At 62.3% G+C, this 12,444-nt stretch carries 9 protein-coding genes; all 9 read right to left on the bottom strand.

Going from position 1 to position 12,444, the window contains the following annotated elements:
* Window positions 1-177: 177 nt before the first annotated feature.
* Window positions 178-2,715 (bottom strand): type VI secretion system Vgr family protein, encoded by a 2,538-nt coding sequence (locus O3297_RS05115; protein WP_305047919.1) that lies wholly within the window; start codon window positions 2,713-2,715, stop codon window positions 178-180.
* Window positions 2,716-2,781: 66 nt separating this feature from the next.
* Window positions 2,782-5,454 carry a type VI secretion system ATPase TssH gene (gene tssH / locus O3297_RS05110; protein ID WP_305047918.1) on the bottom strand — a complete coding sequence of 891 codons (2,673 nt, stop codon included), beginning with the start codon at window positions 5,452-5,454 and terminating at the stop codon, window positions 2,782-2,784.
* Between the two features lie 46 nt (window positions 5,455-5,500).
* Entirely contained in the window at window positions 5,501-6,595 is a 1,095-nt protein-coding gene (gene tssG, locus O3297_RS05105) for a type VI secretion system baseplate subunit TssG (RefSeq protein ID WP_305047917.1), read from the bottom strand.
* A complete protein-coding gene (gene tssF / locus O3297_RS05100; RefSeq protein ID WP_305047916.1) occupies window positions 6,559-8,403 on the bottom strand; it encodes a type VI secretion system baseplate subunit TssF in 1,845 nt (614 codons plus the stop codon). The genes tssG and tssF overlap by 37 nt, the downstream gene beginning before the upstream one ends.
* A 2-nt stretch (window positions 8,404-8,405) precedes the next feature.
* Window positions 8,406-8,894 carry a type VI secretion system baseplate subunit TssE gene (gene tssE / locus O3297_RS05095; RefSeq protein WP_034777804.1) on the bottom strand — a complete coding sequence of 163 codons (489 nt, stop codon included), beginning with the start codon at window positions 8,892-8,894 and terminating at the stop codon, window positions 8,406-8,408.
* Between the two features lie 146 nt (window positions 8,895-9,040).
* A complete protein-coding gene (locus O3297_RS05090) occupies window positions 9,041-9,532 on the bottom strand; it encodes a type VI secretion system tube protein Hcp (protein WP_034752191.1) in 492 nt (163 codons plus the stop codon).
* 29 nt (window positions 9,533-9,561) lie between these two features.
* On the bottom strand, window positions 9,562-11,046 hold the full coding sequence (gene tssC / locus O3297_RS05085; RefSeq protein ID WP_034777802.1) for a type VI secretion system contractile sheath large subunit: 1,485 nt from the start codon (window positions 11,044-11,046) through the stop codon (window positions 9,562-9,564).
* Between the two features lie 4 nt (window positions 11,047-11,050).
* On the bottom strand, window positions 11,051-11,560 hold the full coding sequence (tssB, locus tag O3297_RS05080; protein WP_070257339.1) for a type VI secretion system contractile sheath small subunit: 510 nt from the start codon (window positions 11,558-11,560) through the stop codon (window positions 11,051-11,053).
* Window positions 11,561-11,626: 66 nt separating this feature from the next.
* Complete coding sequence (locus O3297_RS05075) at window positions 11,627-12,160, bottom strand: M48 family metallopeptidase (RefSeq protein WP_305047915.1); 534 nt, start codon at window positions 12,158-12,160, stop codon at window positions 11,627-11,629.
* Window positions 12,161-12,444: the final 284 nt, after the last annotated feature.

The raw sequence follows: 12,444 nt of genomic DNA, 5'->3' as shown, positions 1-12,444 counted from the left end.
TTTTTCGTGGTTTTATTTTTTTGTCCGAAAGCCGCAAGCGGCATCATCGCACCCAGGCCGATCAAGCCCAGCATACTGCGCCGGCCTGACAACAGTGGCTGCAATGACTTCTCGAGCCGATCTCGTTTGTCGTTCCTCACAATGTTCTATCCTTTATGTACTCCAGCGATGAAAAAGTCATCGCTGCGACCCTTTGTTGACGAAGGCGGTACGCTGTTTTGCACGCTTTTTCAGGCATTCCAGGCAGACTTCCTTGGGCAGCACCGGCAGCGCATACGGCATCGTCTTGGGGCCTGGCATCGAGAAGTCGGCGTTATGGCTAATGCGCTGGCCACTCGTCATGTCGGTAATGCCCGCGCCGTTGATCCTGATGGCCGAGCCATCGGCACCGAGGATGATTTCCTTCTTGGCGAAAATTTCAATGCGGTCCGTGGCTGACAGCAGGCGCAATACCTTTTCGGCGATGATGTCGATGTCGCCGCCGTGCGCCTGGATCTCGACCTTTCCTTTCGCGGCGAACAGCTTGATGCCCGCGTTGTATGCAAACAGGCTGATCTTTTCCTTGACGCTGGCGATCAGGCTTTTACCGACAGCCAGGTTGGCATCCTCGCCCGTCGACATCGTGAGCTGTTCGCCGCTGTGCAGGTGCGTGCTCTTCGGCGTGGCGAGGCCGATGCCGGCCGGCGACGCCGCCAGCAGTACCGGCTCGGCGAAGCGGTTGGCGCCCTGCTGGCCGGCGCCGTCGTATTGCGCCTGGGTCGCGTCGATGAATTGCTGGAACGCCTGCTGCCCCGGCAGCGCCTCGGCACTGGACTTTTCCGCCACGTCCGACAGGTTTTGCGCCAGCTCGTGCGCCTGCGTCAGCTGATCGTACGCCTCGCGCACGTCGAGCTGGGAACCGCGCCCGCCGGGCCGGCCGTAGGTGCTGATGTACAGTCCCTTTTGCGTGGTAATGGCGCCATACGCATCCGAATTGAGGGCGAAGCCGGAACCGAAAAAGCCGTCGCGCTGATTGCCCTGCTGCCCCACCAGATAGCCCAGGTTGAGCTGTGCATGGGTATTGCTGCTGTACAACTGCACCCGGTTCTGCTCGGTGTTATCGTCCATCACCAGCTGGTTGAAGCCCGCGCCCTTGTATTCTTTCGATTTGTAGCCCGACATGCGCCCATCGGTATGCCACTGCGGCGCTTGTTCGCCGTTGTAGATGCGGCCCGTAATGATGGGCCGGTCCACGTCCCCGTCGAGGAAGGTGATGATCACTTCCTGGCCGACGCGCGGCACATGCACGGCGCCATATCCCTCGCCGGCATTCGGATAGCTCACGCGCACCCAGCACGACGCCTTTTCATCGCCGGGATTGAGGCGGTCCCAATGGAAGCGCACCTTCACGCGGTTCAGGGTATCGGTATGGATTTCCTCGCCGGCCGGGCCGACCACGGTGGCCGTTTGCGGATGCATGGCCGGCTTGGCGTGCACGAAGGCACTGCGGTATTCCACGCTGCGGAGCTGCACTTCGAAGCGGTTGAAGCAGTGGCCGGTGCGCTCATCGCCGGTTCCGGGCGGGGCCAGGTCGGCGCGGTTCAAGCCCGCCTCTTCCTTGAACTGCTGCAGCCGGCCTTTCAGGCTGCCCGAAAAATCCTGTTGCATGCTGGACAGCGGCAGGTTGTTTTCGATCGCCCATTCCACGCCCAGCACGACGAACTGGCGCTCCTCGGCCGCCTCTTCGGCATGGGCCGGATGGTCGAGCAGCGTAAACCAGCAGCCCACCGGCAGCCGGCGCACGCCCGAAGTGCCAAAAAACCGCTTGATGCGCGATTCCCACTCCTGCACCCGGAGGCGCGATTGTTCCGCGCCATGCTCGGTGTCGGCGCTGCTGTAGGCGCCCGTATATTCGTAAACCTCGAGCTGCGAGGGAATGCTGCCGTGCCCGGGCAAGACCTGCACGGCGTCCTGGTGATTGCTGCGGGGCGCCTTGTAATCATAGGTGCGGGTCGCCAGCTGGCTGTTCGACAGCGTGCGGGCGCCGCCCCACTGGACGATCTTGTCCAGTTCCTCGGTGCCAGCTGCGCGGTGAAAGGCAATCTGCCCGGGCTGCAGCGGCTTGAGCGATTGCACCGAATCGGTGATGATCCACTGATGGCCACTGCCATCGGCCGCCTGTTCGACATAGCCGTACCAGCCTTCGCTTTCCAGCATGCGCATGACGAATTGCCAGTCCGTCTCGTATTGCGTGCAATACGAGCGCTGGCGCACCGCCTGGTTCAGGTCGAACCTGAACTTGCCCTGGCATTGCGGATGGCCGCCCAGCACGTCGGCGATGATGTCGTCGGCGCCCTTGTTCTGCCAGATGCGCGCATCCTTGCGGAACTTGAGGAAGTGCAGGCAGCTGGCAAAAGCGATCTGGTAGGCCGACAGCTGCCCATCGCTGCCCAGCTTCCTGGCCGTATGCACGTAACCGTGGATGGGGCTGTAGCTGGCGTCGGGCTGCAGTACCCATAAGGTCACTTCCTGGGCGATCAGCTGCTTGAGTTCCACCGCATCGTCGAGCGACAGCAGATCGACGACATAGTCGTATCCCTGGCTCACGCGGTCGACCGCATGGACGCGCTGCGCCAGCAAGACATCGGCGCCCAGCGGCGTGTCCAGCTTGAGCAGCCGGGCGTGCTGTCCGATCCCTGCAAACAGATTGTCTGTTCCCTGCTCCGGATTAGCCATGCATGTCCATTCCCTTGAGTGACGCTGCGCCTGCCGGCGCAGCCATGTTGCTTCGCGTGCGCATGCTTACTTGATGGTGTACTTGAACTGCCCCTGCTTGCTGGCGCTGACCTTGATTTTCGTGATCGCTGCGCCTTCGGCCATTTTGGCCAGCACCGACTCGGCGATCTCGGGCAGCACGGTGCCGTTGAGGATATTGTCGACGTTGCGCGCACCCGAATCGACTTCGGTGCAGCGCGCCAGCACTGCCTCGACCAGCGCCTCGTCGTGGCTGAATTCGGCCTTGTGATTGGCCGCGATGCGCTGGGCGATCTTGCCCAGTTTCAGGCCGATGATATTGACCAGCACATCGTCCGAGATCGGATAGAACGGGATCACTTTCAAGCGTCCCAGGAAAGCCGGCTTGAAGGTCTTCACCAGTTGCGGACGGATCTTTTCCTCCAGCTGTTCCGGCGTCGGCAGGTCAGCCGCCGCCACATTCAGACAGGCCTGCATCAGGATGCTCGAACCGACGTTCGAGGTAAGGATGATGATGGTGTTTTTAAAGTCGATCTCACGCCCTTCGGCATCCTCCATCACGCCCTTGTCGAAGACCTGGAAGAACAGTTCGAGCACGTCCGGGTGGGCTTTTTCCACTTCGTCGAGCAGCACCACGCTGTACGGGTTGCGCCGCACGGCCTCGGTCAGCACGCCGCCTTCGCCGTAGCCGACATAGCCGGGCGGCGAACCTTTCAGGCCCGATACGCTGTGCGCTTCCTGGTATTCGCTCATGTTGATGGTGATCAGCTTGCGTTCGCCGCCATACAGCACGTCGGCCAGCGCCAGCGCCGTTTCCGTCTTGCCCACGCCGGACGGGCCGACGAACAGGAACACGCCCTTCGGCTTGTTCGGGTCGTCCAGGTTGGCGCGCGAGGTGCGCACGCGCTGCGCCACCGCCTCGATCGCATGCGACTGCCCCAGCACGCGCTCTTCCAGCATATCCTTCAGCTTGAGCACCGTGCGGATTTCATCCTTGACCATCTTGCCGAGGGGGATGCCGGTCCAGCCGGCGACGATTTCCGCCACCACGTGGCCGTCGACCTGCACCGGCACCATCGGCGTTTCGCCCTGCAGCGCACGCAAGTCCTTGAGCAAGGCCTGCAGGTCGCCAGCCTGGCTGGCGTCCGGTTTCGCACCAGCGCTTTCCAGGTCCTCGCGTGCCGCCTTGACCTTCCCGGTCAGGGTCTTTTCGTTTTCCCAGCGCGCGGCCAGCGCCGCATGCTCGCCGGCAGCCGTGCTGCGCTGCGCGCGCAAGTCCTTCAGGCGCACCGGGTGGTTCCCGCCGCTCTTTTCCTCGCGCTCAAGCGTGGCGACTTCGGCATCGATGCGGTCAAGCTTTTTGACCAGGTTTTCCAGCAGGGCCGGCGTGGCGTTCTGGCCCAGCGCCACCTTGGCGCAAGCGGTATCGAGCACGCTGATGGCCTTGTCGGGCAGCTGCCGGCCCATGATGTAGCGGTGCGACAGCCGTACCGCTTCGGTGATGGCTTCGTCGTAGATGCGCACATTGAAATGCTTTTCCATCAGCGGCGCCATGCCGCGCAACATGGCGCAGGCCAGTTCCTCGCTCGGCTCCTCGATCTTGACGACCTGGAAGCGGCGCGCCAGCGCGGCGTCCTTTTCAAAATATTTCTTGTACTCGCCCCAGGTGGTGGCGGCGATCGTGCGCAGCTCGCCGCGCGCCAAGGCCGGCTTGAGCAGGTTGGCCGCGTCGTTCTGGCCGGCCGTACCGCCGGCGCCGATCATGGTGTGCGCTTCATCGATGAACAGGATGATGGCGTGCGGGCTTTTCTTGACTTCGTCGATGACGTTTTTCAGGCGGTTCTCGAACTCGCCCTTGACGCTGGCGCCAGCCTGCAGCAGGCCCATGTCCAGCGTATGGATCTCGACGCCCTTCAATACATCGGGCACGTCGTCCTGCGCGATGCGCAGGGCCAGCCCTTCGACCACGGCCGTCTTGCCCACGCCCGCCTCGCCCGTCAGGATGGGATTGTTCTGGCGGCGGCGCATCAGGATATCGATCGCCTGGCGGATCTCGGCATCGCGCCCGATCACCGGGTCGACCTTGCCGTCGCGCGCGCGCGCCGTCAGGTTGGTGGTGAACTGGTCCAGCGCCGGGGTTTTCGACGCGGCCGCGCGCCCTTCGAGTTCGCCGACGGGGTCTCCGCCTCCCTCGCCGCCCTCCCCCGCCTCGCCATCGGCAGCCGGGGCGCCTGCCGCTTCCTGCGAGCCTTGCGTGACCTTGTCGAGGTTGTGCTTCAGGTCGTCGAGCTTGAATTTGTTGAACAGTTTCGAGCCGCGGTAAGCCAGCTGCGCCAGCTCCGGGTCGGTCAGCAGCGCCTGCAGCAGATGGGCGCTGCGGATGCTGGCCTGGCGGCCGGCCTGCACGTCGAGCGACGCGATCAGCCAGGCGTTTTCAAACAGCTTCGGCAGCCTGGGCGAAAACACGGGGGTGCGCGCATTGCCGGTCTGCAGGCGCGCCACTTCGGCCTGCAAGTCCGCTTCGAGCATGCTGACGCTGATGCCGCTGTGGCGGGCGATCAGCGCAAAGTCGCTGGCCGGCTGTTCCAGCAGGGCCAGGAACAGGTGTTCCAGGTCGACCTCGTATTGTCCGAGGCCGACGCAGATGCCGGCGGCGCGGGTGGCGGCGGTGCGGCTGGTGTCATTGAGCTTGCTGATCAGCGTCTTGAGGTTGATGCTCATGGGGCAAAGGTCCTTGTGTGGAAACGGATAAAAAAGAAAAGATGATTCATGCCAGCGTATGCAGTTCGTAGCGCACGTCGCCACGGTCCTGCGCGGCGCCGGAGGTGATCAGGAAACTGTCCCAGCCCAGCCGCCCGCCGCTGCGCGGCTGCTCCAGCATGACGCCATGCACATCCTCGGCGCGCAACACCAGCTGCACTTCGTATTCGAGACACAGGCCGGTAAACATGGTGAGCATTTTTTCCAGCGCGCGCGCCGCCGCGCCGCCCGGCAGAAAGGCGTCGAAATGCATGCGCGCCAGCGGTCCGACCACCAGCCGCATGCGCAAGTCGCGCTGCCAGACGCGCGCGCCGACCAGCGCGGTCGAACCCAGCATGGCGTTCATGCCACCCAGGCTGCTTTGCTGGTCGGGCGGCACGTCGTACCAGCAGCCGACAAACTGGGTCACCTTGATGGTCTGGCCGAAATAGGCCGACAATACCTGGCCGATCGCCACCGCCGATGGCGGCCGGTGCCGCATGGCCGCCGCAAAAAACCCCACCGACTCGTCGAGCACGCCATCGCCATCGTCGTACAGGCGCTGGCGCAGCGACGCATGGCCCAGTCCCGCCAGCGACAGCAGCAGCGGCAGGAACTTGTCCCTGCCATCGAGCTGGTATTTGAGTTCCAGGCGGTACTTGCGCCACGCTTCGTAGAACAGCGCCAGCGCCCGGTTGGAAAAGGTGTCGAGAAAGGCGCGTGGTCCTTCGTCCTTTTCGTACAGCTGATGCGCGGCGATGCGTTCGGTGTAGTGGGCCGGCAGCGCGCCGGCCACGCCGAGAAAGCCCATGAAGGCAGGCGTGATGCGGACGTATTTCAGTTCGCCGCCCCGCACGGCCTCGCCCAGCGCGCGCATGTCGGCCGCCAGGGCGCCCAGCTCGCGCGGTTCCGCCTGCACCGCTTCAAGCTGGCTGGGCGCAAAATTGAGCGACACCGAATTTTGAAAGCGCAGGTAGTTGGCCACCGCGCCCTCGCGCGCCATGCCGTTGCGAACCAGCCAGAGTTCGAGCATGCGCACCGCCTGGAAGTACTGGAAGCGGTAAGGCTCGGCGAACAGGCGCTCGATTACACTAGGCTCAAATCGCCGCTGCGTGGTTTGCATCGCAACAACTCCTCTCCCGATTTTTTCGACAGCACCACCAGTTGGGTAAAACTGTTGGCATGCACATACAGGCCGAGAAAACACTCGACGATATGGGCAAACGCATGGATGCCGCTACCCACAAACGCTTCCTCGTCGAGCGTCAGCCGCACTTCCAGGCCGCGCACCAGGCAGGCGAAGGGATTGCCGGGCAGCCAGGCATTCGCCGCCTTGTGGTCGATTGCAGCAATGCCGCTGATCTGCCGTTGCGAGGTCGCCGAGCGGGGCAAGTCATACAGGGTCAGCATTTCCTGGAACGCTTCCAGGCCGCTGCCCGACAGCGACAGATGGTTCAGCGACAGGTGCGATATCAGGCGCCAATGCGCGCCGCGCCCCCGCTCGAAGCGGTGCGATTCGGTCGGCTTGCGCAGGAAATGGATGCTGCGCACGCTCGATCCGCCTTCCAGAAACAGGTCGCCGCCGCGCAGGCCATAGGTAAGTTGCGCCGGCAGGTCGCGGTTGGTGCAGCTCAGCTCCAGGCTGAGGGTATCGGTTTCAATCGCGGCCGGATCGAAATCGATGTCGACGATGGAAATCTCGGTCTCGTAACCGGGGCTTTTCTCGCTGATGGTGTCATCGCGCCGCATCACCCAGTAATGGCCATCCCTGGCCGGCATCTGGCCGTGGCGCAGCGAATAGAACGGGCGAAATTCAGTGATCGACTCCCCTTGCGGCGTCTGGCGCACCAGCTTGACCGATTCGATGGCCTGCACCTCGAAGGCGTAGGCGCGGCGCGCATCGGCCAGCACCGGATAGCTGGCGGCCGTATGCGTCAGCCGGATCGGCTCGCCGCGCAGGCGGAACAGGTTGACCACCGGGGTGCAGCCCAGCAGCAGGTTATTCGTCGACATGGTGCCCAGCATGCGCGCCGTATTCGAATCCGTGCGCAGCCCGGCCAGGGCCAGGTGCAAGGTGATGCGCCGGCAGCCGGACGGCAGCGGCGCACACAGCGCGGCCAGATCGATGTCGAAAAAATTGAATTTTTCGGGAAAGCAGAAGTATTCGGTCAGCAGCCGGTAGGCCGGATGCGAACGGGCCGAAAACGGGATCAGCGCATCGTCCTCGGCATAGCCGGCGGTGCTGACGGGGATCTGCGCCAGCGCGCTCCAGCGTCCGCTGTCGTCCGCTTCCACATAGGCCTTGAGCGTGCGCATGAACAACGCGTCGCGCAGCGCCGCGCAAAACGAAGGCTCGCCGTCGATGAATACGCGCAGCTTTTTGACACCCAGTTGCGCCAGACTGATCTGATCGGCGGTCGCTTCGATGACGATGCTGACGCTGGAGGTGGCGTTTGGCGGCAGTTGCACCTGCTCGGGCGCGTCGATGATGGCGACAAACGCCGCATGCGTCAGCGCCAGCGGCGCCACGGTGACCGGATACGCGGTGCGGAAGGTGCACGCGACGCCCTTGACGGGGCGCGTGGCCAGTTCGGTGCCGCGCGCAATCTCGGTGGCGGCCGTCAGCTGCGCCGCCGCGCCGCTGTAGTCGAGACGCGCGATCGAGCACGAAGGAAACGGCCGCAGGTAATGCGGATACAGTACCTCGAACAGCGCCTCGGTGAATTCAGGGTAATCGTCATCGAGGCGTTTCGAGATGCGCGAATTGAGCAGCGCGAAGGACTGGATCATGCGCTCGATATGCGGGTCTTCGCAGACTTCGCCGCCGATCAGCAGCCGTCCCGCGATCTTCGGGTAGCGCTCGGAAAACTCGCGCGAATAGCGGCGCAGGAAACCCAGTTCACGTTCGTAATACGGCAATAATTCTTCCAAGTTCAGGCTCCTTGCGCCGCACGGCGCGCCTTGCTGATCGTGTAATGCAGGCTTGACGGCTGCAGGATGGCGTCGAAGTTGACGGGTTCCTGGGCCGAGTGCACCACCAATAGCGCGGTGATGGCGAAATTGAGGCGGTTGATCGAGCCTTCCTGGATTTCCAGCGAAGCGCGCACGCTGCGCAGGCGCGGCTCATGGCGCGCGATGGCCTTTTCCAGGCACTGGCAGATATACGCGCGGTCATCGGAACTCGACAGGCTCAGGCCGGCGAAATCATTGAGGCCGTAGGTGACAATCGAGCGGCCGCATTCGGGAAATTTTTTCAGCAGCGCTTCCGGTATCACGGTGCGCGTGTTGAGCAGCGCCTCCAGGTCGCGCGCCACGGTGTCTTTCAGATCCTCCAGCGACAAGCGCGAGACGGTGCTGCTGGAAGCGCCCTGGACAGGCGTGTCCATCAGGCGGTCGAACAATCCCGGCGTAAAACCCTTCATCGGTATCCCGTCATTGGCAGTGGGAAGGAACAAAAGGGCGGCCTGCGGCGGCCCTTTGATTCAGGAGCATCAGTCACGCAGGCACAAGCCGGAGTCACCGTCGGCGGCTAGCCGGAACGGCTTCATCCGGCAAGGGCCGTTGCCGATCAAATCGTCTTGTTGGCCGACAGGTCCCAGCCGCCGGAGGTATTGCCGCCTGAGCCGCCACCGACTTTTTGCTGCGTGTATTTCCACTTGACCTTGGAATACTTGATCGACACATTTTCGCCGAGGATGTCGCCAGCGGCGACGGACGGCGCCACGCTGCTGATCAGCACGTTTTCCAGTTCGATCTCGAAGTACTTGATGCGCTCGCCCTGGCCGTCAGCACGCAGGAATTCGAATTTGGCTTTCGGGATCGTTTTACCGGATGAGCAATTTTGCAGCAGCAGGGGCGTGGCGAGGTCGGCCAGCTTGGCGACCACGATATCCTTGTGCTCGGTACGTTCGGCGGTATGCCCGCCGCCGGTCGAGGCGGTGGCGGACTTCGGCTGCAGTACTTCCCACTGGACCGACTTGCATTCGATCCAATCTTTGTGGGAGGTGTCGGTGGATTCGCCTTTGATACCATCAATTTGCAAGTAAACGTCGATTGCCATGTCATTCCTTTCGGTTGTTTATGAAAAAATCAGGATTTGGTCGATTGCGGCAGCTCCGCGACCAAACGGAGTGAAACGGACAGCTCATCGAGCTGGAAATGGGGACGCAAGAAGGAAATCGCCCGGTAGACGCCCGGACGGCCAGGCACTTCCGACACCTGCACCGATGCTTCGCGCAATGGAAACTGGGCCTTCTGCTCCTGGCTGGCGTTATCGTCGAGCAGCACGTATTGCATCAGCCAGCGGTTGAGGAAATCTTCGACGTTGGACGCGGCGGCAAAGCTGCCGATCTTGTCGCGCATCATCGCCTTCATGTAATGGGCGATGCGCGAGACGGCAAAGATGTATTGCAGCTGCGACGACAGCACCGCATTCGCATTGGCGGAATCGGTGTTGTACTTCTTGGCCTTCTGCGCCGACTGGGCACCGAAGAAGGCCGCGTAATCCGTGTTTTTGCAATGCACCAGCGAAATGAAACCCAGGTCGCTCAGCTCTTTTTCGCGGCGGTCGGTAATCGCAATCTCGGTCGGGCATTTCAGCGCCACTTCGCCCTCGTCGGTCTTGAAGGTATGGGTCGGCAAGTCTTCGACCAGGCCGCCGCCTTCCACGCCGCGGATCGCCGCGCACCAGCCGTAATCGTCGAAAGCCGCCGTCAGCTTGGCGCCGAAGGCATAGGCGGCATTGCACCACAGGTATTTCTGGTGGTTGGTGCCATCGACATCCTCGACGAAGTTGAAGCCGTCGACGGTGGCGCCGTCGGCCGGATTGAACGGCAGCCGCCCCAGGTAGCGCGGCAGCGTGAGGCCGACGTAGCGCGCATCTTCCGATTCGCGGAACGACTTCCACTTCGCATATTCGACCGTGTCGAACACCTTGGCCAGGTCGCGCGGCTTGCCGAGGTCGGAATAGCTCTCGAGGCCGAACAGCTCGGGCGATGCGGCCGAAATGAAGGGCGCGTGGGCGGCAGCGGCCACATGCGACATCTGTTCGAGGAAATACATGTCTTCGGGCTGGCGCGTGAATTCGAAGTCGCCCAGCAGCGCGCCGAATGGAGCACCGCCGAAAGTGCCGAACTCTTCCTCATACACTTTCTTGAACATGGTCGACTGATCGAATTCCAGCGCGCTCTGGAAATCGCGCACCAGCTCGCGCTTGGTGGCGTTCAGCAGCTTGATCTTCAGGTTGGTGCCGGTGGGCGTGTTATCGACCAGGTGATGCAGGCCGGTCCAGCTGCTTTCCAGCTTCTGGAATTCGGGCGCATGCATGATGACGCTGAGCTGGCGCGAAATGAGTCTGTCCAGCTCGGCAACGCGCGCATCGATGGTGGCCGCCAGGTTGTCCGACACCACCACGGTGCCCTCCATCACCTGGCTGACCAGTTCTGAAATCAGGTCCTTGGCGCGTGCATGCTCGACGCTGGATTTGGCAACCTTGCTTTGTTCGACGATCTGGTCAAGCAAGCCGATATCGGTGGTCGCGGCAGCGCCGGACGCGGGGGTCAGTTGAGCGGACATGGGATCAGTCTTTCTTGGCGGTGGATTGTTGTTCCAGCTGGGCCAGCTTTTCCGTGCTGTTGAGCACGTCGTTCAGGATATCTTCCAGCTTGTCGTTACCGGCCAGCTTGTTGCGCAGGTCGGCCAGCTTGGTGCGCGCCTCGAGCAGGCGGCGCAATGGCGCCACCTGCTCCACCACCGCCTCGGGACGGAAGTCGTTGAGCGACTTGAAGCGAAGGTCGACGCGCAACTGGCCGCCCTCGTCGCTGAGCTCATTGCTGACGCCAAACGCCGCGCGCGGCTCGACGCCCTTGAGCACCTCGTCGAAATTGTCGCGGTCAATGCCGATGAACTTGCGGTCCTTCAGCCGTTTCTGCTCGACTTCCGAATTGCCGCCGAAGTCGCCCACGACGCCCATCACGAAGGGCAGTTCCTTGTTTTCAATCGCATCGCCGATTTCCACGTCATACGTCATCTGCACGCGTGGCGGCCGGACCTTTTGCAGGCGTTTTTGAACACTTTCTTTTTTTGACATGACACATCCCTTCACGAGTAATCGGCGGCATCCGCGATGCCCTGGTAGATTGCTACTGCCTCAGCTTCACTTCAAACCATCGAAGGGATTGGCACTGCTGTCAGCAGTCTTGCTCTGTCCCTTGCGCGGCGGACGCGCCGGCTGCTTGTCGCGCGCCTGCGCCGCGGCCGGTGCCGGCACCAGCACGCTTTCGCCCAGACTTTCGCGCAACAGCTTGGCCAGATCCTGCGATTCGGTGCGCAGCGGGCCGGACAGGTTGTTCTGGCGGCTCAGGTCGGCCAATGCACGCGTCGACAGGCGCAGTCCGCTGATCGCAATAACGCTGTTGGCCAGTTTGTCGGCGGGGTCGCGCACCAGCACTTCCTGGGCATTGATGATGGCGTCGCCGTACTGGCCCGCCTCATAGCGGGTCTGCGCCATGCGGACCCATGGATTCTTATCGGCTGGGAATTCGACAGCCGCTTGTTTCCACAAACCCATGGCCGCTTCGTTGTTGCCCGAACTGGCAGCCTGGGTCGCCTTTGCCATCAGCTCGTCGAGCGAGGGTGGCGGCGGCGCCGTCTTGACCGCAGGCGCGGTGCTGCAGGCACTAAGCGTCAATGCGCAGGCAACCGCGGCAAAAAAATGGAGTGTGAATTGGCGAGACATGGTCTGATTTCCCTCAAAAAAAAAGATGACGCGGTCATTAAAAAACTTGCAATTTATAGTTGCCAAATTCTTATTTTTGCGAGACTAACACGGATTGAATATTGACTCCGTTCAATAGAAAATACGCGAAAACTCACAATCCGATCGGCCGCAAAGGCAGGCACCATGCGGGAAACGTACCGTACGCGCCTTTCTTCCAGATAATGTTAATGTTGTTGCAGTTGCGAAAAAAGCAC

The organism is Janthinobacterium sp. SUN128 (assembly GCF_030587275.1).
Taxonomy (GTDB): domain Bacteria; phylum Pseudomonadota; class Gammaproteobacteria; order Burkholderiales; family Burkholderiaceae_D; genus Janthinobacterium; species Janthinobacterium lividum.
The sequence above is the reverse complement of the archived record's forward strand: the minus strand, read 5'-3'. Positions and strand labels throughout refer to the sequence as shown.